At 64.4% G+C, this 18779-nt stretch carries 20 protein-coding genes; 12 read left to right on the top strand and 8 right to left on the bottom strand.

Annotation, left to right across the window (positions count from 1 at the left end):
- Nucleotides 1–371, top strand: a 371-nt coding sequence (locus ACFC3J_RS16630; protein ID WP_375197228.1) for a fibronectin type III-like domain-contianing protein, incomplete at its 5' end; no start/stop codon positions are given.
- Here ACFC3J_RS16630 and ACFC3J_RS16635 read toward each other — a convergent pair.
- On the bottom strand, nt 344–844 hold the full coding sequence (locus ACFC3J_RS16635; RefSeq protein ID WP_375197229.1) for a hypothetical protein: 501 nt from the start codon (nt 842–844) through the stop codon (nt 344–346). The two genes, ACFC3J_RS16630 and ACFC3J_RS16635, sit on opposite strands and share 28 nt — an antisense overlap.
- Here ACFC3J_RS16635 and ACFC3J_RS16640 point away from each other — a divergent pair.
- The gene (locus ACFC3J_RS16640) at nt 825–2696 is read left to right on the top strand and encodes an ABC-F family ATP-binding cassette domain-containing protein (protein ID WP_375197230.1); all 1872 of its coding nucleotides are present in this window, start codon (nt 825–827) and stop codon (nt 2694–2696) included. The genes ACFC3J_RS16635 and ACFC3J_RS16640 overlap by 20 nt on opposite strands.
- Nucleotides 2697–2702: 6 nt before the next feature.
- Here the strand turns inward: ACFC3J_RS16640 and ACFC3J_RS16645 are convergent, their stop codons facing one another.
- Nucleotides 2703–3812 (bottom strand): AI-2E family transporter, encoded by a 1110-nt coding sequence (locus tag ACFC3J_RS16645; RefSeq protein ID WP_375197231.1) that lies wholly within the window; start codon nt 3810–3812, stop codon nt 2703–2705.
- Between the two features lie 42 nt (nt 3813–3854).
- Nucleotides 3855–5087, bottom strand: a complete 1233-nt coding sequence (locus ACFC3J_RS16650) for a YceI family protein (RefSeq protein WP_375197232.1) — start codon at nt 5085–5087, stop codon at nt 3855–3857.
- Nucleotides 5088–5302: 215 nt separating this feature from the next.
- Between ACFC3J_RS16650 and ACFC3J_RS16655 the strand changes: the two genes are divergently transcribed.
- Nucleotides 5303–5740: an acyl-CoA thioesterase gene (locus ACFC3J_RS16655; RefSeq protein ID WP_375197233.1), complete on the top strand. Its 438-nt coding sequence runs from the start codon at nt 5303–5305 to the stop codon at nt 5738–5740.
- Between the two features lie 17 nt (nt 5741–5757).
- On the opposite strand, the gene ACFC3J_RS16660 is transcribed toward ACFC3J_RS16655, so the two are convergent.
- Complete coding sequence (locus ACFC3J_RS16660; protein WP_375197234.1) at nt 5758–6126, bottom strand: DUF983 domain-containing protein; 369 nt, start codon at nt 6124–6126, stop codon at nt 5758–5760.
- 94 nt (nt 6127–6220) lie between these two features.
- Between ACFC3J_RS16660 and ACFC3J_RS16665 the strand changes: the two genes are divergently transcribed.
- The 6 genes from ACFC3J_RS16665 (at nt 6221) to ACFC3J_RS16690 (ending at nt 11651) form a co-directional block, all read left to right on the top strand.
- The gene (locus ACFC3J_RS16665) at nt 6221–7396 is read left to right on the top strand and encodes an aminodeoxychorismate synthase component I (RefSeq protein WP_375197235.1); all 1176 of its coding nucleotides are present in this window, start codon (nt 6221–6223) and stop codon (nt 7394–7396) included.
- A gap of 48 nt (nt 7397–7444) precedes the next feature.
- A complete protein-coding gene (locus tag ACFC3J_RS16670; protein ID WP_375197236.1) occupies nt 7445–8068 on the top strand; it encodes an aminotransferase class IV in 624 nt (207 codons plus the stop codon).
- Between the two features lie 124 nt (nt 8069–8192).
- Nucleotides 8193–9395, top strand: coding sequence for a pyridoxal phosphate-dependent aminotransferase (locus tag ACFC3J_RS16675; RefSeq protein WP_375197237.1), 1203 nt, complete (start codon nt 8193–8195; stop codon nt 9393–9395).
- Nucleotides 9396–9696: 301 nt separating this feature from the next.
- The gene (locus tag ACFC3J_RS16680) at nt 9697–9867 is read left to right on the top strand and encodes a hypothetical protein (protein WP_375197238.1); all 171 of its coding nucleotides are present in this window, start codon (nt 9697–9699) and stop codon (nt 9865–9867) included.
- On the top strand, nt 9854–10525 hold the full coding sequence (msrA, locus tag ACFC3J_RS16685; protein ID WP_375197239.1) for a peptide-methionine (S)-S-oxide reductase MsrA: 672 nt from the start codon (nt 9854–9856) through the stop codon (nt 10523–10525). Before ACFC3J_RS16680 ends, msrA begins: the two co-directional genes overlap by 14 nt.
- A gap of 13 nt (nt 10526–10538) precedes the next feature.
- Entirely contained in the window at nt 10539–11651 is a 1113-nt protein-coding gene (locus ACFC3J_RS16690) for a zinc-binding dehydrogenase (RefSeq protein WP_375197245.1), read from the top strand.
- A 200-nt stretch (nt 11652–11851) separates the two neighbouring features.
- Here ACFC3J_RS16690 and infC read toward each other — a convergent pair whose 3' ends face one another.
- Nucleotides 11852–12385 (bottom strand): translation initiation factor IF-3, encoded by a 534-nt coding sequence (infC, locus tag ACFC3J_RS16695; RefSeq protein WP_046761866.1) that lies wholly within the window; start codon nt 12383–12385, stop codon nt 11852–11854.
- 126 nt (nt 12386–12511) lie between these two features.
- Nucleotides 12512–14494, bottom strand: coding sequence for a threonine--tRNA ligase (gene thrS / locus ACFC3J_RS16700; protein ID WP_375197246.1), 1983 nt, complete (start codon nt 14492–14494; stop codon nt 12512–12514).
- Between the two features lie 235 nt (nt 14495–14729).
- Here thrS and ACFC3J_RS16705 point away from each other — a divergent pair, with 235 nt between their 5' ends.
- The 3 genes from ACFC3J_RS16705 to ACFC3J_RS16715 all read left to right on the top strand — a co-directional run bounded on the left by ACFC3J_RS16705 (nt 14730) and on the right by ACFC3J_RS16715 (nt 17471).
- The gene (locus tag ACFC3J_RS16705) at nt 14730–15188 is read left to right on the top strand and encodes an ExbD/TolR family protein (protein WP_375197240.1); all 459 of its coding nucleotides are present in this window, start codon (nt 14730–14732) and stop codon (nt 15186–15188) included.
- A gap of 118 nt (nt 15189–15306) precedes the next feature.
- Nucleotides 15307–16392 (top strand): YjgN family protein, encoded by a 1086-nt coding sequence (locus ACFC3J_RS16710; RefSeq protein WP_375197241.1) that lies wholly within the window; start codon nt 15307–15309, stop codon nt 16390–16392.
- A gap of 5 nt (nt 16393–16397) precedes the next feature.
- On the top strand, nt 16398–17471 hold the full coding sequence (locus ACFC3J_RS16715; protein WP_375197242.1) for a M48 family metallopeptidase: 1074 nt from the start codon (nt 16398–16400) through the stop codon (nt 17469–17471).
- Between the two features lie 98 nt (nt 17472–17569).
- Here ACFC3J_RS16715 and ACFC3J_RS16720 read toward each other — a convergent pair whose 3' ends face one another.
- On the bottom strand, nt 17570–17935 hold the full coding sequence (locus ACFC3J_RS16720; protein ID WP_375197243.1) for a peroxiredoxin: 366 nt from the start codon (nt 17933–17935) through the stop codon (nt 17570–17572).
- Nucleotides 17923–18699: a ThiF family adenylyltransferase gene (locus tag ACFC3J_RS16725; RefSeq protein WP_375197244.1), complete on the bottom strand. Its 777-nt coding sequence runs from the start codon at nt 18697–18699 to the stop codon at nt 17923–17925. Before ACFC3J_RS16725 ends, ACFC3J_RS16720 begins: the two co-directional genes overlap by 13 nt.
- Nucleotides 18700–18779: the final 80 nt, after the last annotated feature.

Here is an 18779-nt window from a genome sequence, read left to right on the forward strand (position 1 = left end):
AGTTCGCGCTGGATAATCTCAAGCTGTCCGACACGGCGCTCCGCTGGGATCGCGCGATCGAAGTCACCGCCCGCCTCACCAACAAGGGGTCGCGCAAGGGCAGCGAGGTGGTGCAGCTCTACATTCGCGACCGCGTCGCCAGCCGCACTCGCCCGATCCGCGAGCTGAAGCGCATCGCGCGCGTTACGCTGGGGCCGGGGGAGAGCAGGACGGTGCGCTTTTCGCTCTCCCGCACCGACCTGCAATTTGTGGGGGCGGGGAGCAGGATCATCGCGGAACCGGGCCTGTTCGACCTGTGGCTGGGGCAAAGCTCCAGCGGCGGTCTCCATGCCCAGTTCACCCTCTACGCGGCGGAGGCTCCAACGGGCTGAGTCCTGTCAGCCACGCACCCCCAAGGACGACCGAAGGTCAACGCGGGCATCCATTTCCCAACCATGCCGCTTCCATCGACGTCATCCAGGACCGGGGAAACCGAAAGGGAGAAGTTCGGCTTCAGGCGACTGAACCCTGTCCTACACCCGCCATCCTGTGCCATGACCGTGCCGGCTCTTTCCCAACGTCGGTCTTTTTCGCTCCGCGCCCATTCCGCACGGTCAGCGCGCCACTTCGCAAAAACTTTCCTATTGCGAATCCACGCCACCGGTCCGCACCCAAGCAAATGCGTCGGCGACAACGGCGTGAACTTCGCAAGAGCATGGCTGACTGTAAAACGGCGTTCCTGCGCCTTCACCATCCGGCGCGGCTCTAATTTTTTCTCGATTTCCGCATTTTCCGGGCCGGCAGGTGATACCACCTGCTTCGAAAATGATTTAGAGGGCGCGGCCATGCTGAACCTCAACGCCATCACCGTGCGCCTTGGCGGCCGCACCATCCTCGACCGCGCCAGCGCCTCGCTGCCGCCGCGCAGCCGTGTGGGCCTGATCGGCCGCAACGGCGCGGGCAAGTCGACCCTGATGAAAGTGATGATCGGTCAGATCGACCCGGACGAGGGCAGCTGCGACATGCCCCGCGACACCCGCCTCGGCTATATCGCGCAGGAGGCCCCCTCCGGCACCGCCACCCCCTTCGACACGGTACTGGCGGCCGACACGGAACGCGCCGCCCTGATGGCGGAGGCGGAGCATAGCGACGACCCCGACCGGCTCGGCCATATCTACGAACGGCTGAACGCCATCGACGCCTATACCGCCCCGGCAAGAGCCGCGCGCATCCTCGTCGGCCTCGGCTTCGACGAGGAGATGCAGGGCCGTCCGCTCGACAGCTATTCGGGCGGCTGGAAGATGCGCGTGGCGCTCGCCTCGCTGCTCTTTTCCAACCCCGACCTGCTGCTGCTCGACGAGCCGTCGAACCATCTCGACCTTGAAGCGACGCTCTGGCTGGAGAATTTCCTCAAAAGCTATCGCGGCACCGTGGTCGTCATCAGCCATGAGCGCGACCTGCTCAACAATGTGGTCGACTATATCCTCCACCTGGAGGGCGGGAAGGTCATGCTCTATCCCGGCGGCTATGACGCGTTCGAGCGACAGCGCGCCGAACGGCTCGCGCAAGCGGAGGCCGCCCGCGCCAAGCAGCAGGCCGAGCGCGAGAAATTGCAGGACTATGTCGCCCGTAACTCGGCCCGCGCCTCGACTGCGAAACAGGCTCAGTCCCGTGCCAAGGCGCTGGCGAAGATGCAGCCCATCGCCGCCGCGATCGAGGATCCGACGCTGCATTTCGGCTTCCCCAGCCCGCCCGAACTGCGCCCGCCGCTCATCACCATGGACATGGCGGCGGTCGGCTATGACGACACGCCGGTCCTGCGCCGCGTCAACCTGCGCATCGATCCCGACGACCGGCTGGCGCTGCTGGGCCGCAACGGCAATGGCAAGACCACGCTCGCCCGGCTCATCGCCGCGCAGCTCAAGCCGATGGAAGGCGCAATGAACGCCTCGGCCAAGATGAATGTCGGCTATTTCACCCAGTATCAGGTGGAGGAGCTGGACGTCACCGACACGCCGCTGGAACATATGAGCCGCGTCATGAAGGGCGCGACCCCCGCGGCCGTCCGTGCCCAGCTCGGCCGCTTCGGCTTCTCCGGTGAGCGCGCCACGCAGAAGGTCGGCTCCATGTCGGGCGGGGAGAGGGCGCGGCTGGCCCTTGCTCTCATCACCCGCGACGCGCCGCATCTGCTGATCCTTGACGAGCCGACCAACCATCTCGACGTCGACAGCCGCGAGGCGCTGGTGCAGGCGCTGAACGACTATTCGGGCGCCGTTGTCATCGTCTCCCACGACCGCCACATGATCGAACTGGTCGCGGATCGTCTCGTGCTGGTCGACAATGGCACGGCCCAGCCGTTCGACGGCAGCCTGGAGGATTATACCGACATCATCCTGCGCAAGGCCGACGGGAATGGCAGCAGCGGCGGCGATGCGCCCAAGACTGACCGCAAGGCCGAAAAGCGCAACGCCGCCGAGTGGCGCGAAAAGCAGAAGACCGCGAAGAGCGCAATCGCCAGGGCCGAAAAGGAAATGGCGACGCTCAGTGCCGAGCGCAGCCGTATCGATCAGGCACTGTTCGACCCCAAATCGGCCACCGGCGCGGAGGCGAAGATGACCATGACCCAGCTCATGGTGAAACGGTCGGAGGTCGAGAGGAAGCTGGAAGCAGCCGAAGAGGTCTGGATGGAGGCCAGCGCGGTGCTGGAGGCGCTGTAAGTCCCGTCAGGCCGCCCCGGTTTCCTCCGTCAGCGGCCCTTCCAGCCCGTCGGCGCCACTGCGCATCCGGGTCACGATATTCCATGTCGCGATGAACAGCGCCGCGATCACCGGTCCGATGATGATGCCGTTGAACCCGAAAAGGTCGATCCCGCCCAGCGTCGTGATCAGCACCACATAGTCCGGTATCCGGGTATCCCGTCCGACCAGAATCGGGCGCAGGATATTGTCGACCATGCCGATCACGAACATGCCGCAAAAGGCGAGTATCAACCCCTTCACCACCGCCCCGGTCACGAACAGATAGATTGCCACCGGCACCCAGATCAGCCCCGTCCCCACCGCCGGGATCAGCGAAAAGGCACCCATCAGCACGCCCCACAGCAGCGCGCCCGGCAGCCCCAGCGCCCAGAACACCACCCCGCCGATGACGCCCTGCACGATGGCCACGACAATGCTGCCCTTGATGGTCGCGCGGATGACGATGACGAACTGGTCGATCAGCGCGCGGCGATGGACAGCGCGCATCGGCGCCGCCTGGTCCAGCAATGCGGCCAATCGCGGCCCATCCCGCAACAGGAAGAAAGTCAGATACAGCATCACGCCCAGCGCCATCAGGAAACTGAAGGCGCTCTGTCCGATCTGGAGCGCCTGCGTTGCCACGGTGCGGAAGCTCGATGCGATCCCCTGGCTCAACATCTCGCGCACGGTGTCGAAATTGGTGACGCCCAACCGCTCAAGAAAGGCAGCGGCCCAGCCGGGCAGGCTCGCCTGAAACTGCGCGAACATGGCTGCGAAACTAATCTCTCCCGATTGCACCTTGGCGTAGAAGAGGGTCGCTTCCTGCACCAGCGCTATGGACAGGATGATGGCCGGAACGATGACCAGGGCGATGATCAGCAGCAGCGTCAGCGCCGCCGAACTGTTCCGCCGCCGGGGCATGCCGCGCATCAGCGCCTGATTGACCGGCGCGAAGAGGATGGCGGCGATGACCCCCCACAGGATCGCCGCGAAAAACGGTTCGATCACCAGCGCGAAGGCAATTGAAACGACAAGGACGAAGGCCAGGAAGACTCCGTCCTCTATATGCGGGGCTGGCGACTGTCTGCTGTCCATACCGCCGCTTTGGCAGAAGTGCGGGGGTTAATCCATGCCCGCTTATTCTGCTTTGGCATCGAAGGTGAAGTTGACCGCCACCTTGGGATCAATCGCCGTGCTGCTCTCGCCATTGCCCACGCCAAAGGATGCGCGGGCAATGCTCGCCGACCCGGTCACCTTGCGCGTCTTGCCGCTGCCAGACAGGGTGAAGCGGATGCTCTGCGCTTTGGTCGCGCCCTTCAGGCTCAAAGTTCCCGCAGCGCGATAGCTGTTCGCGCCCGTCCTTTCCGCGCCCTTCGCCGTAAAGACGGCTCTGGGATGCGCGGCCACGCCGAAAAACTCGTCCCCCGCCAGCATCCCATCCTTGTAGCTATCGCCCACGCTCGCGCTCGCCAGATCGATCTCGACTCGGATGGTGGCGCTTTCGGGATGGTCGGGGTCCATCACGATCTTCGCGGTCCATTTGGCAAAGCTGCCGCTGATCGTCTCGCCGCCATTGCCGACCGCAAAGCCGATCGTGCCGCCCGGCTGCACGGCCCATGACGGCGGCGGCGCGGGTTCTTCGACCGCTGCCGCATTATCGGCTTCGGCCGGGCTGGCGGCGCTGGCGGCATTCTCCGCAGCCACTGCGACGTTGGCCGGGATCTCCGCCTCCTCGACCGGCGCGAGAGCTGCCGGCGCTGCGGCCGCCTTGGGCGCAGGCGCTGGCAGGATCATGCGGCCCAGCCCGAGCGCGACGAGGATCAGGGCGGGCAGGGCGATGAGAAGCAAGGGCGAGCGCACCGGCATCATTCGCCACAACAGGCCGTCACCCATCAGGAAGTGATGCCGCAATGCGCCGGCGACGTGCAGCGCAAACAGCGCGATGCCGATCCAGGCGAGCAGGCTATGCCCACCCTCCGCCAGCGCATGCGCGCCCATCGGCAGCGGCAGATGGGGCAGGGGAACCACCCCGAAGATCAGCGTCGGCACCTTGACCTTCGCGGTCGACACCAGCGCCCAGCCCGTCAGCGGCGCGCCGATCATGAAAAGATACAGGCCGCCATGTACTGCCTTGGCCAGCGCTCCCTGCCAGCCGCCCTCGACCGGTGCGGGGCGGGGCTTCCAATAACGGATCGCGATCCGGGCGAGCGTCAGCGCAAGGATGGTCATGCCGATCGACTTGTGCAGCTGAAACAGCGCAAAGCCGCGCGCGCCCAGATCCTCCAGCGCCCAGCCGACGCTGATCTGAAAGGCGAGCAGGGCCGCGATCGCCCAGTGCAGAAAAATCGCAATCCGGCTGTAACGCTGCATGAAAACCCCGATCCGCTAAATCCGTGCAGGAAACTATGTGGCCCGCGCGGTGAAGTCCATGGCCGCCCCTGGAAACAGTTTGTTGCAGATCGATGGAATGCCCCGGCGTTCCTGTGTCATAAAAGTCGCATTTCCCGTCAATCTTTACCGCGAAGATTGCATCGGCGCCCGCAAAGGCTAAGAGCAATGGAAATAATCCAAATGGAAAGCAGGACATGGCCAAACCCGAATCCTGGCGTCTCAGCCCGGAAGCTTATCGTTTCGTCACCAGCATCGACACCCGCTTCCAGGACATCGATACCATGGGCCACATCAACAATGTGGCGATCTCGGGTATTTTCGAAACCGCCCGCATCCGCTTCCATCATCATCTTGGCCGCCACCCGCAGGAACAGGGTGTGCGCTGGCTGGTAGCCAATGTGAACCTCAACTTCGTAGAGGAAGCGCATTTCCCCTATCCGTTCGAAGTGCACTGCGCGATCGGCCATATCGGCCGCACCAGCTGGACGATCAGCTCGGCGGGTTTCCAGAAGGGGGTTTGCGTCGCGACCTGCGACACCACGGTCGTCACCCATGGTTCGGAAGGTCGCCGCAGCATCGAAGAGACGCTGCGCGAGGCGATGGAGCGGAACTTCATCATCAAGCCCGCCTGACGCTCAGGCCCTTGCCGTCAGGCAAATCCATCCATGCGGCGGGACCACTGAAAGGCGATGACCGCCGCCTTGGCGGGCTGGATCATCGCCACCGCCAGCAGGATCGCGAGGCCCGGCCACAACGCCGCCTGCACCCCCAGCGGAATGGCGAGCGCGGCGTTCACCTCGATCATCAGCGGCACCAATATGTGCCCCAGCAGCAATATGACGATATAGGCGGGGAAATCGTCCGCCCGGGAGACGTCCCACGCCTGCCCGCAGTGGCCGCAGGCTGCGCTGGGTTTCAGGAAGCGCGCAAACATGCGTCCCTGGCCGCAGGCCGGGCAATGCCCTCGCAGCGCCAGCGTCAGGGCAGGGCCAAAGGGGCGTGGGGACGCGTCGCTCATGCCGCCGTCTCTATGGCCTGCGTCGGGACGGCGCAACCATGCGTTGTCGCCGACAGCCCTTCCGCCCCGTCAAAAGACTGGTAAGAGAGCGGCCATGCGCCTGCCGGGACCGACCGAAGCCTTTGCCCTGTTCGACGACGCGCGAGAGCGCGGCCCCGCCCCGGCGCGCCTCTATCGCGACCCGGTGTCGGTCATCGCCGCGCATCGTATGGAGGATGTGCAGCCCGCGCTCGACCGTCTGGCCGAAGCGGCGGAGGCGGGCCTGCATGCCGCCGGGTTCATCAGTTATGAGGCGGGTCTGGCGCTGGAGGACCGGCTGCTGCCGCTGGCGAAGCGCCGCCGCGCCGATGCGTCCGGCGCGCCGTTATTGTGGTTCGGCCTGTTCGAAGGGGTGCGCCTGATCGAACCCGGCGCGCTTCCCCCGCTGCTGCCCGATCCCGCGACCGCCAGGGTGGAGTCGGCCCAGCCGCTCATCTCGGAAGCCGCTTACCGGGCCGCCTTTGCGCAGGTGCAGGACCTGATCCGCGCTGGCGACATTTATCAGGTCAATCTGACATTTCCCTGCGCCGCCCGATTTTCGGGCGACATCATGGCGCTTTATGCCGCGATCCGGCCCCGTCAGTGCGCCGGCTATGGCGGGGTGATCCGCACCGGCGATCATAGCATCCTCTCCTTCTCGCCAGAGCTTTTCTTTACCAGCGTGCGCGGCCAGCTGACCGCCCGGCCGATGAAGGGCACCGCCCCCCGCGGCGCCGATCCCGTCCGCGACGCCGCGCTGCGCGACTGGCTGGAAAGCGATGCGAAGCAGCGCGCCGAAAATCTGATGATCGTCGACCTGCTGCGCAACGACCTGTCGCGGGTCGCCCGCGCAGGCAGCGTAACGGTGCCCGATCTGTTCAAGGTCGAAACCTATCCGACGGTCCACCAGATGGTCTCGACCGTGCGGGCGCGACTGCTGCCCGGCCTGTCGCCGGTCGATGTGCTGCGCGTGCTCTTCCCCTGCGGATCGATCACCGGCGCGCCCAAGGTGCGGGCGATGGAGATCATCGATGCGGTCGAAGCCTTCCCGCGCGGCGTCTATACCGGCTCCATGGGCTGGATCGATCCGGAGGGCGACGCCGCCTTCAATGTTGCCATTCGTACGATTTGCGTCGAAGAAGGCAGGAGGGAGGGGCGCCTGGGTTTGGGTTCGGGCATCGTCGCGGATTCGGAAGCCGCTTCCGAATGGGCGGAATGTCTGGCCAAGGGGCGCTTCCTCGCACCGGCTTGAATGATCGGCGCCTCCATTTCGGCGCAAAGGGGATTTGCAAGGTTTTCCATGGCATTGGCTGACGGACGCTATGATCTGCTCGAAACCATGGCCTTCGATCCGGTCGACGGCATCAGGCTGCTGGAACTGCATCTGGCGCGACTGAAGGACAGCGCCTCCGCGCTCGATTTCGCCTTCGACCGGCACGACGTGCGCAATGAGCTGCAAGCCGCGACCTTCCGCCTGCGTGAACGCAGCCGCCTGCGGCTGCTGGTGTCGCGCCGCGGATCGGTCGCGATCGAGGTGCGCGAACATCGCACCTGGCCGCAAGCGATCATGCAGCTGGCGTGCGTGCCGCGCAACGCTTCTGCCAGCGATCCCCGTCTGGCGCACAAGACGACGGACCGCGCCATCTACCGCGATGCGCTGAAACGCGGCGGCACTTATGAAGTGGTGATGATTGACGAGGAGGGCTACCTGACCGAAGGCAGCTTCTCCTCCATCTTCGTCGAGCGCGGCGACAAGTTGTTGACGCCGCCGCTGTCGCGCGGTGTGCTGCCCGGCGTCCTGCGCCGCAGCCTCATCGACATGGGCGAGGCGATCGAGGCGGATCTTCGGCCCCGCGATCTGGAAAACGGGTTTTTTATCGGTAATGCCGCACGCGGCATGGTAGCGGCGTCGCTCGTCCGTTAAGAGGGATAATCTGCCGTCATGGCCAGCGGAGGCCAACTGGCGGTTGCCCCTTCTTTCGTTGCACACTAAGGAGCCTCGCGTCCGCTTCTGCGGACCTAGGGGATTCTAGAGAAAGATTGTCACGATGAGCCAGACTTCCGCAGCCCTCGGTCGCATCCAGCCCTCCGCCACCCTGGCGATGAGCGCGCGCGTGAATGCCCTTAAAGCCGAAGGCGTGGACGTTATTGGCCTCTCCGCTGGCGAGCCGGATTTCGACACGCCTGATTTCGTCAAGGAAGCGGGCATCGAGGCGATTCGCAAGAACCTTACCCGCTACACCGACGTCGACGGAACGGTCGCCGTCAAGGAAGCCGTCGCCTTCAAGTTCAAGCGCGACAATGGCCTGATCTACAAGCGCAACCAGATCAGCGTGAACTCAGGCGGCAAGCACACCCTGTTCAATGCGCTGGTCGCGACGGTCGATGTGGGCGATGAAGTCATCATCCCCGCGCCTTACTGGGTCAGCTATCCCGACATCGTGAACTTTGCGGGCGGCACCCCGGTCTTCATCGAAGGCCCGGCGAGCCAGGGCTACAAGATCACTGCGGCCCAGCTGGACGCCGCGATCACGCCCCGCACCAAGTGGGTCATGCTGAACTCGCCCTCCAATCCCTCGGGCGCGGCCTACTCGGCGGCGGAACTCAAGGAACTGGGCGAAGTGCTGCTGCGTCACCCGCATGTGCTGGTGATGACCGACGACATGTATGAGCATGTCTGGTATGCGCCGACCCCCTTCGCCACGATCGCGCAGGTCTGCCCGGAACTCTACGACCGCACGCTGACGGTGAACGGCTGTTCCAAGGCTTTCTCGATGACCGGCTGGCGCATCGGCTTTGCGGGCGGCCCGGAATGGATCATCAAGGCGATGGGCAAGCTCCAGTCGCAGTCGACCAGCAACCCCTGCTCGATCAGCCAGGCTGCTGCTGCCGCCGCTCTGACCGGCCCGCAGGACTTTCTGGAAGAGCGCAACGCTGCCTTCAAGAAGCGCCGCGACATGGTCGTCGCCATGCTGAACGACGCGCCGGGCCTCGACTGCCCGACCCCGGAAGGCGCCTTCTACGTCTATCCCGACGCCAGCGGCTTGATCGGCAAGGTGACGCCCAAGGGTGAGGTCATCAGCAGCGACGAAGCGCTGATCGGCTATTTCCTCGACGAAGCGAAGGTCGCTGCCGTGCACGGCGCCGCCTTCGGTCTCTCGCCCGCCTTCCGCATCAGCTATGCGACTTCGGAAGAGGTGCTGGCCAAGGCCTGCACCCGGATTCAGGAAGCTTGCGCGGCGCTGAAGTAAGAATGGCTTTCTCCCTCTCCTGTCCGGAGAGGGAGAGCGAAGGGTGACGGCATCGGGTCGATCGCCCGCCCATTGTCACAAAATCGGAAACGGAATTTTTCCCCCGCGCCGTCTTGCAGATGGAGCGGCGGGCTCTATATCCCGTTGCGAACCGAAACTGGCTTCATTGCTGCCGTCGATCGCTCCGTCTGGAGCCTTTGTCGAAACCCGCTGTCTTCCCGCCAGCGTTCAGGCAGGGCTAAGCCGCCGATTATTAACTGCTGCCCCTGATGAGGGCCGAACGACCGAAAGGAAGAACGCCATGGTGGCATTCTTGAAATCCGACCTGTTCCTGCGCTTCTTCGGCGGGTTCGTGATCGGTGCGATCGGCATGTTTGCGCTTCAGCCGAACAGCGAATCCCCCGCGCTGACCTCGCCCGCCATGGCCGCGTCGGCCGGCGCGGCACCCGCGGCGGACAATGCGGCGCTCTGACGGAATCGCTCTGGCTTTTCTGGCGGCGCTTGCCGTCGCCTCCCCGCTGCGCGCCGAACGCCCCGTGCTGGCGCCCGTCCCGGCCATTGATGCCGCGCCCGGCCGCAAGCTCGAAACCGCCGTGTTTGCGGGCGGCTGTTATTGGGGCGTCGAAGGTGTCTTTTCCCACCTGAAGGGTGTCCATCTGGCCGTCTCCGGCTTTGCGGGTGGGCCCCGCAATCGCAAGGTCGATTATGAGCAGGTCAGCCAGGGCGACACCGGCTTTGCCGAATCCGTCCGCGTGACCTACGACCCTGCCCAGATCAGCTACGGTACGCTGCTGCGCGTTTTCTTCTCGGTGATCGCCGATCCGACGACGCTGAACTATCAGGGACCCGACCGAGGCACCCAATATCGCAGCGCGCTCTTTCCGCTGAACGCCGGGCAGGAAAAGGCGGCCCGCGCCTATCTTGGTCAGCTGGGCCAATCGGGCCTTTGGCGGGACCCCGTCGTAACCCGCGTCGAGCGCTTCACCGGCTTTCAGGACGCGGCCCCCGATCACCAGAATTTCCTGACGAGAAACCCGCGCCACCCTTATATATTGCGTTGGGATATGCCGAAGCTGGAAGCGCTCAGGACGATGTTTCCGGCGCTGTATCGGGACAAGCCCTCAGCCTGAAGAGGACGGAATGATGAAGGGGATCGACGGTTTCAAACTTCTCTCGACGCTGGGCGAAGATGGCCGCCTGACGGTCGAACTGGCGCAGGAGAGCATTGCCAGCCCGCAAGGCCATGATGTGCTGATCCGGGTGGAGGCCGCGCCGATCAATCCTTCCGATCTTGGCCTGCTCTTCGGTCCCGCCGACCTTGCGGGCGCCGACTATGGTGAAGGCCGCATCGTCGCCCAAATGCCGGAACCCGCGCGGCGCGCCATGGCTACGCGCATCGGCCAGCCGATGGCGATCGGCAATGAAGGTGCCGGCACCGTCATCGCCGCGGGTGAAGCGCCCGAGGCTCAGGCCCTGCTCGGCAAGCGGGTCGCCTGCGTTCCGGGCGGCATGTTTGCCCAATATCGGCTGGTCGATGCCCGCCAATGCATGGCGCTGCCTGAAGGCGTCACGGCGGAGCAGGGGGCCGCGGCCTTCGTGAACCCGCTGACCGCGCTGGGCTTTGTCGAAACCATGCGGCGTGAAGGGCATAGCGCCATCGTCCATACCGCCGCTGCCTCGAATCTGGGCCAGATGCTGGTCCGGATCGCGCAGGAAGACAATATCCCGCTGGTCAACATCGTCCGCAGCGAAGCGCAGGTCCAGATGCTGAAAGCGCTGGGCGCCGCCCATGTCCTTGACAGCAGCAGCGAGACGTTCGCCACCGACCTTATTGCCGCGATCGAGGCGACGGGCGCAACCATCGCCTTCGACGCCATTGGCGGCGGCAAGCTGGTCAGCCAGATTCTGACGGCCATGGAGCAGGTGGCGGCCAGGGATGCGGCCTATAGCCGCTACGGCTCCGACAAGCCGAAACAGGCCTATATCTACGGCGCGCTCGATCTGTCGCCCACGATCCTGACGCGCAACTATGGCTTTAGCTGGAATGTGGGCGGCTGGCTGCTCTTCCCCTTCCTGGCCCGCGCGGGGGAGGACGTGACGAGCCGCATGCGTCAGCGCGTGTTCGCCAACCTCACGACGACCTTCGCCAGCCCTTACAAGGCCCGCATTTCATTGCGCGATGTCCTTGGTCGCGAAACTGCGCTCGCCTACAATGCGCGCCGCACCGGCGAGAAATATCTGATCGTTCCCAATTGAAGGCCGGAGGAACCACGACTCAGCCGTCCCGTGCCGATTTTCTGAACGAACGGCGCGAGTATCCAATGCCTGTCTCCGGCCGGTAGGGGAAACAGGACCACAGACGGCCACAGCGATCACCCGGTCCAGCCCTAAAGCATCGGGCGGAGCCTGCATCCAGACCCCGCCCGACGAGCGTTGGCAAAGATTTCGCGAATGGCTTATTTGGGCGCCAGTACCATCAGCATCTGGCGGCCTTCCATGCGCGGATAAGCTTCGACCTTGGCGACTTCCGCCACATTTTCCGCCACGCGCTGGAGCAGCTGCATGCCAAGCTGCTGATGCGACAGTTCACGCCCACGGAAGCGCAGGGTGATCTTCACCTTATCGCCGTCGCCGATGAAGTCATGGACCTTCTTCATCTTCGTATCATAGTCATGATCGTCAATGTTCGGACGCATCTTGATCTCTTTGAGTTCCTGCGTCTTCTGGGTCTTGCGAGCGATATTCGCCTTTTTCTGGGCCTCGTACTTATATTTGCCGATGTCCAGGAACTTGCAGACCGGCGGATCGGCTGTCGGCGACACTTCGACCAGATCAAGGCCGATCTCATAGGCGCGCTCAATCGCCTCCTGCGTATACATCACGCCCAGATTTTCGCCTTCGTCGTCGATCACGCGCACCTTGGGCACGGTGATGAACTCGTTGTAACGGGGACCAGACTTAGGCGGCGGCGCCATTGGGCGGCGCATCATTGGGGGACGTATAGCAGCTTCTCCTACGGTAGTTGATAAAACGACTCCGGCGCCCTTTAGCGCAAAGCCGAAAGCGGCGGCAAGTCCGCAGTTGCGGATTTACCGGCGCCATGTGGCATCGCTGCCTCACCGCATGTCGGGAGCGAGCGCCTCTTTTGCAAGACGGGCGATGACATCCCCGACCGAAAGGATGGTCTGGCCTTCCTTGCCGAGTTCGCGCAGCGCAACCGTGCCCTCGTCCGCCTCGCGGCGGCCGACGACCAGCAAATTGGGCACTTTGCCAAGGCTGTGTTCGCGCACCTTGTAGTTGATCTTCTCGTTGCGAACGTCCGCCTCCGCCCTAATTCCGGCTGCCCGCAGCTTCTCGACGACGTCGCTCGCATAGCCATCGGCGTCCGACACGATGGTCGCCACCACCGCCTGCACCGGCGCGAGCCAGAGCGGGAATTTGCCCGCATAATGTTCGATGAGGATGCCGATGAACCGCTCATAGGAGCCGAAAATCGCGCGGTGGAGCATCACCGGCCGGTGCCGCTCGCCGTCCTCGGCTACGTAAGACGCGTCGAGTCGCTCCGGCAGCACGCGGTCGGACTGGATCGTGCCGACCTGCCAGGTCCGCCCGATCGCGTCGGTCAGATGCCATTCCAGCTTCGGCGCATAAAAGGCGCCTTCGCCCGGCAGCTCTTCCCAGCCATATTCGGGCGTATTCAGCCCCGCCGCCGCGACGGCGTTGCGCAGTTCCTCCTCGGCCTGATCCCACATTTCCTCAGTGCCGAAGCGCTTTTCGGGACGCAGCGCCAGCTTGATCGAATAGGTGAAGCCGAAATCCTTGTAGATCCGATCGGCCAGCGCGCAGAAAGCGCGGACTTCCTCTACGATCTGGTCCTCGCGGCAGAAGATGTGCGCGTCGTCCTGCGTGAACTGGCGCACGCGCATCAGGCCATGCAGCGCCCCATGCGGTTCGTTGCGATGGCAGCAGCCATTCTCATAGAAGCGCAGCGGCAGGTCGCGATAGCTTTTGATCCCCTGCTTGAAGATCAGGATATGCGCCGGGCAGTTCATCGGCTTCAGGGCCATCCAGTCGGCATCGTCCGACACCAGCGGGCCTTCGTCGGCGACGTTCGGCACTTCGTCGGGGATGACGAACATATTTTCGCGATATTTGCCCCAGTGGCCGGACTGCTCCCACTGGCGCGCGTCCATCACCTGCGGCGTTTTGACCTCACGATAGCCTGCCGCGTCGATCGCGCGGCGCATATAGGCCTCCAGCTCGCGCCAGATCAGATAGCCCTTGGGATGCCAGAAGACGCTCCCATGCGCCTCCTGCTGGAGGTGGAACAGGTCCATCTCCGCGCCCAGCTTGCGATGGTCGCGCTTGCCCGCTTCCTCCAGCTTGTGGAGGTGCGTCTCAAGCTGCTTCTTGTTCAGCCAGCCAGTGCCGTAGACGCGGCTGAGCATCGCATTCTTCTGGTCGCCGCGCCAATAGGCGCCCGACACGCGGGTCAGCCTGAACGCCGCCGGATCGAGCTTGCCCGTGGAGGCCAAATGCGGCCCCCGGCACATGTCGAGCCATTCATTGCCCGACCAATAGACCGTCAGTTCCTCGCCCTCGGGCAGCTCTGCCGCCCATTCCGCCTTGAATGTCTCGCCCTCCGCCTTCCAGCGCGCGATCAGATCCTCGCGAGTCCATACCTCGCGGCGCAGCGGCTTGTTGGCGGCGATGATCTCGCGCATCTTCGCCTCGATGGCGGGCAGGTCCTCCTCGGTGAAGGGGCGATCTTTCGGCGCGAAATCATAATAAAAGCCATCGTCGGTTGATGGCCCGAAGGTGATCTGCGTGCCTGGAAACAGCGCCTGCACCGCCTCGGCCAGCACATGGGCGAAGTCATGCCGCGCCAGTTCCAGCGCGTCGGCTTCGTCCTTCGCCGTCACCAATGCCAGCTGCGAATCCTGCTCCAGCGGCCGCATGATATCGCGCAGCTCGCCATCGACTCGCGCGGCGATGGCGGCCTTGGCCAGACCCGGCCCGATCGCCGCCGCAATGTCCGCCGGCGTAGTGCCGGGCGCGACTTCACGCACGGAACCATCGGGCAGGGTGATCTTGAGCATGGCGGACACGGGTGGTCTTTCTGTTGAAATGAGATGACAGCGGCCGAAAAAGCCGCGCTTTCCCCTTAAATGGGCGGCCCGTGCTGTCAATAGAAGCGTGCCGAAGCCGACCGGAACGACCGACGGCTCGCAGAACGCGGCAAACGGATGACCGTGCAGCCCCTCTTGCCAGAAACTTTCGATCACGGCATATTTCATGTGTTGTTATATCATTATTTCAACGGGTGGGATGCATATGGCTTTGAGCTTCGCAAGACGCATCGGCGGGCATAGGGACGGGTGTGGGAGCGCCGGGGGCGAGGCGCCTCTATCGGATATGAACACGACGCCGCTGATCGATGTGATGCTGGTGCTGCTGATCATGTTCATCATCACCATCCCGATCCAGACGCACAAGGTCGGCGTGGATCTGCCGCAGGGGCCGATCGACCGCACGTTCGACATGAATCCGGTCAGGAACAGGGTCAGCATCGATGCGCAGGGCGTGATCCACTGGAACGGCGCGGCGATCGACCGGCTCACGCTCCGCCGATATCTGGCCGCTTCGCTGCGCCTGCCCGTCGAACCGGAACTTCAGTTCCAGCCCGACGCCGCCGCCCGTTACGTCGCCGTCGACGAAGTGCTGGCCGACATCCGCCGGGCAGGCGTCACGAAGCTCGGCTTCATCGGCAACGAGCGTTACGCCCGCTTCTGATCGTGGGCGAACGGCGAAGCGGCGTCATTTCATAAGGATAGCCGTCAAAGCGGTCATGATCCCCCTTGACCAACGGTTCGGGGCATAGTCTTCTTGCGCCGGGGAATATGGGGGGATCATGGATCAGGAACGCTTTTACGGCGAAAGCTTCGCCTTTGAAGGAAGCTGGCGCGAATATGCGCCCATCGCCTTCACCAACCTGTTGCTGACGATCGTTACGCTCGGCATCTACCGCTTTTGGGCAACGGCGCGGACAAGGCGTTATCTCTGGGCGAATACGCGTTTCATCGATGATCGGCTGGAGTGGACCGGAACGGGCAAGGAACTTTTTCTGGGTTTCCTGATGGTCCTGTTGCTGATGGGTGCGCCGTTCCTGTTTCTCCAGTTCGGCGCGCAGGCCCTCATATTGCAGGGTCATGCCGGCCTTGCCGCCATATTGACGGCGATGGCCGCTTTCACGCTTTTCTACTTTACCGGCGTCGCGCGGTTTCGCGCTTTGCGATATCGGCTCAGCCGCACCTGGTGGCATGGGATCAGGGGCGGGAGCGATGATGGCGGCTTCGGCTTCGGCATCCAATATATGTGGCGCACCCTGGCAGCCTATGTGCCGCTGGGCCTGCTCATCCCATGGTCGATGATGTCGCTCTGGAACCGCCGCATGAATGCGATGAGTTTCGGTTCGCAGCCGTTTGCCGCCCACGGCCGCGCAAGGCCGATCGTGAAGCGGTTTCTGCTTTTCTATCTGGCTCCGCTGCTGTTCGTTCTGCTCGCGATCGCGACCGCCGGGACGTTCGGGAGCGCCATTGGCGGTATCTGGGTGACGTCCAGCTTCCCGCCCATTCTGCGCATCCTTGCCTTTGTCGTCATTTTCGTTGGCGTTTATGCGCTGCTCGGGTTGATCGCGCTGGCCTATTATGCCGCCTTCCTGCGGGAGGCGATCGACAATCTGACGCTGGGCGGCCTGCAATTTTCCTTTGAGGCCAGCACTGATGATTGGTTGGCCCTGTTCTTCGGAGACATTGCGCTGGTGGTTTGCACATTCGGCCTCGGTGCGATCTTTCTGCAATATCGTCACTGGAAATTCTTCGTCACCCATATGAACGCGACCGGCACCATCTACACCGACGAGTTGGGTCAGTCGCAGACCAAGGCCAGCCGCCATGGCGAAGGCCTGCTGGATGCGCTCGATGTGGGGGCGTTCTGACGGACATGTCGGATTTCCGGCTCTGGCATTATGACGGCGTCACCGCGGTCCGGCGGAGCGTGCTGCTCCGCCCGGCCGGGGACGGCTTTCTGCTGGAGGAACCGGAAAGCGGCTGGACCGGCGCGCAGGCCCGCTGGACCGACCTCACCGTCATCGGCGCCGACAAGGACCGCTCGGCCTATGGCCATAGCGCCATCCCCGGCTGGCGCATGGGCTTTTCCGGCGAAGTGCCTGACGGCATCGCCATGCATCTGCCCAAGGCCGAGCGTTATGGCCGCTGGATCGACCGCTTCGGCTTCTGGCCCGCCGCGGGCCTGTTTACCGTCGCCGCCGCGCTGGTCGTCTGGGGCGCGCTGGAAGCGCCCGGCGTCATCGCGCCCCTCATCCCGCAAAGCTGGGAAAACCGGATGGGCGACGCGATGGTCGGCGATTTTGGCGGCCGCTTCTGCCACACCGCTGCGGGCGACGCGGCCTTGCACGCCCTCGTCGCGCAGGTCGACCCCGATCACGAAGCGCGCGAAGTGACGCTCGCCAATATCCCGATGGTGAACGCCGTGACCTTGCCGGGCGGACGGATCATCCTGTTCGACGGCCTGCTCCAGCAAGCCAGATCGCCCGATGAAGTCGCAGGCGTCCTCGGCCATGAACTCGGCCATGTCCGCCACCGCGACACGATGACGGGTCTCGTGCGGCAACTCGGCCTCAGCGTCGTCCTGGGCGGGGCGGGGGGCAATACGGGCGCCTATCTGAACGGCGTTCTTGCCATGAGCTATGGCCGGGACGCTGAAAGCGCGGCGGACGGCGTCGCCATCGACCAGATGCGCGAGGCAAAGATTTCTCCCGCCGCGACCGCCGCCTTTTTCGAACGCCTCGGCGGCAGGGAGGCAGGACGGGGAGCGCAGGCGATGACCTGGCTTTCCTCGCACCCGCTTTCGGCCGAACGCCGCCGCCGCTTCGCCGCCGCTGTCAAGCCGGGCACAGCCTATCGCCCCGCGCTCGACCAAGCGCAATGGCGGGCGCTGCGCGGCTCCTGCGCCGCCGATCGAAAGGTCGCGGAATTCTGGGGCGACGGGCTTTAGAGCGATTTCCAGTCAGATGGCATCATCTGACGGTTAAGAAATCGCGGCAAACAAAAGACTTGGGGCGGCGGTCTGATTCAATCAGATCGAAAACCGCTCTAAGCGAAGATCAGCCGGGCCTCATCCCCGGTCTGCTGGAGAAAGCCGACTGGCCCGGCGACCTCCACCCCGTCGGGCAAATCCTTCGCCGAAAGTCCGCACAAGGCCAAGCCACTCTGACAGGCAAGGATCGCCACGCCCAACCCCAGAGCCTCATCCGCCAGCATCGCCAGCGAAGGCAGTCCCGCCGCCCGATGCCGCTCATCCTGCGGCGCGACCATCGGCGATCGCAGCAGGCCCACCGCATCCAGTTGCAGGAATATCGCCGCCCGACCGCCCAGCGCCGCCTGCGCCGCCGCCATCACCAGCGCGCCGCGCAGCCGCTCCGCATCGTCGGTCGCGACGACGATCCTCAGCTCGCGCATAGTTCCGCAGCGCAAGCCGGACAGGCCGGGTCTTTGGGCACCGTTACGGTGCGGAAGCGCATCGACAGCAGATCGGCCAGCAGCAACCGCCCCGCCATATCCTCGCCAAAGGGCACCAGCGCGCGGATCACTTCCAGCGTCGCCAGACTGCCCATCACCCCGGTCAGCGCCCCGATCACGCCCGTCTCGGAGCAGTTCCGCTCCGGCGCATCCTCGGGCGAGCCGACCAGACAGCGATAGCAGGGCCTGTCCACCTCCCACCCGCGATAGGTGGCGAGCTGCCCCTCAAACGGCCCGACCGCCGCGGACACCAGCGGAATTCGCAGCTTCTGCGCGCAATCCGCCACCGCGAGCCGCGTCGCGAAACTGTCGCAGCCATCCAGTACCGCATCGGCATCCCGCAGCATCAGCGCGGCATTGTCCGCATCGATCCGCGCATTGATGGGAACCAGCTTCACATCCGGATTGAGCCGCGTCACCGCCGCCATGGCAGCCTCGGCCTTGGGCGCGCCGATATCCCCCGTCCCGAACAGGACCTGCCGCTGCAAATTGGACAGGGCGACCACATCGTCATCGATCACCCGGATCGTGCCCACACCCGCCGCCGCGAGGTAGAGGATCGCCGGACTGCCGATTCCGCCCGCTCCGATCACCGCGACATCTGCCGACAACAGCCGGGCCTGCCCCGCGCCGCCAATCTCCTTCAGCACGATATGGCGGGCATAGCGCTCCAGTTGCTCGTCAGAGATCAGGGTGTCGGGCATGACTATTTCACCCCTGTCGACCCGAACCCGCCGGCGCCGCGGACCGTCTCGTCCAGTTCCTCGACTTCCGCAAAATACGC

The sequence above is a fragment of the Sphingobium sp. genome (genome assembly GCF_041987595.1).
Taxonomy (GTDB): domain Bacteria; phylum Pseudomonadota; class Alphaproteobacteria; order Sphingomonadales; family Sphingomonadaceae; genus Sphingobium.

Excerpts from the sequence above, each read along its gene's own strand:
- ACFC3J_RS16640 (WP_375197230.1), top strand. The coding sequence starts at position 825 with ATGCTGAACCTCAACGCCATCACCGTGCGCCTTGGCGGCCGCACCATC.
- ACFC3J_RS16635 (WP_375197229.1), bottom strand. The coding sequence starts at position 844 with ATGGCGTTGAGGTTCAGCATGGCCGCGCCCTCTAAATCATTTTCGAAG.
- ACFC3J_RS16645 (WP_375197231.1), bottom strand. The coding sequence starts at position 3,812 with ATGGACAGCAGACAGTCGCCAGCCCCGCATATAGAGGACGGAGTCTTC.
- ACFC3J_RS16650 (WP_375197232.1), bottom strand. The coding sequence starts at position 5,087 with ATGCAGCGTTACAGCCGGATTGCGATTTTTCTGCACTGGGCGATCGCG.
- ACFC3J_RS16655 (WP_375197233.1), top strand. The coding sequence starts at position 5,303 with ATGGCCAAACCCGAATCCTGGCGTCTCAGCCCGGAAGCTTATCGTTTC.
- ACFC3J_RS16660 (WP_375197234.1), bottom strand. The coding sequence starts at position 6,126 with ATGAGCGACGCGTCCCCACGCCCCTTTGGCCCTGCCCTGACGCTGGCG.
- ACFC3J_RS16665 (WP_375197235.1), top strand. The coding sequence starts at position 6,221 with ATGCGCCTGCCGGGACCGACCGAAGCCTTTGCCCTGTTCGACGACGCG.
- ACFC3J_RS16670 (WP_375197236.1), top strand. The coding sequence starts at position 7,445 with ATGGCATTGGCTGACGGACGCTATGATCTGCTCGAAACCATGGCCTTC.
- ACFC3J_RS16675 (WP_375197237.1), top strand. The coding sequence starts at position 8,193 with ATGAGCCAGACTTCCGCAGCCCTCGGTCGCATCCAGCCCTCCGCCACC.
- ACFC3J_RS16680 (WP_375197238.1), top strand. The coding sequence starts at position 9,697 with ATGGTGGCATTCTTGAAATCCGACCTGTTCCTGCGCTTCTTCGGCGGG.
- msrA (WP_375197239.1), top strand. The coding sequence starts at position 9,854 with ATGCGGCGCTCTGACGGAATCGCTCTGGCTTTTCTGGCGGCGCTTGCC.
- ACFC3J_RS16690 (WP_375197245.1), top strand. The coding sequence starts at position 10,539 with ATGAAGGGGATCGACGGTTTCAAACTTCTCTCGACGCTGGGCGAAGAT.
- infC (WP_046761866.1), bottom strand. The coding sequence starts at position 12,385 with ATGATGCGCCGCCCAATGGCGCCGCCGCCTAAGTCTGGTCCCCGTTAC.
- thrS (WP_375197246.1), bottom strand. The coding sequence starts at position 14,494 with ATGCTCAAGATCACCCTGCCCGATGGTTCCGTGCGTGAAGTCGCGCCC.
- ACFC3J_RS16705 (WP_375197240.1), top strand. The coding sequence starts at position 14,730 with ATGGCTTTGAGCTTCGCAAGACGCATCGGCGGGCATAGGGACGGGTGT.
- ACFC3J_RS16710 (WP_375197241.1), top strand. The coding sequence starts at position 15,307 with ATGGATCAGGAACGCTTTTACGGCGAAAGCTTCGCCTTTGAAGGAAGC.
- ACFC3J_RS16715 (WP_375197242.1), top strand. The coding sequence starts at position 16,398 with ATGTCGGATTTCCGGCTCTGGCATTATGACGGCGTCACCGCGGTCCGG.
- ACFC3J_RS16720 (WP_375197243.1), bottom strand. The coding sequence starts at position 17,935 with ATGCGCGAGCTGAGGATCGTCGTCGCGACCGACGATGCGGAGCGGCTG.
- ACFC3J_RS16725 (WP_375197244.1), bottom strand. The coding sequence starts at position 18,699 with ATGCCCGACACCCTGATCTCTGACGAGCAACTGGAGCGCTATGCCCGC.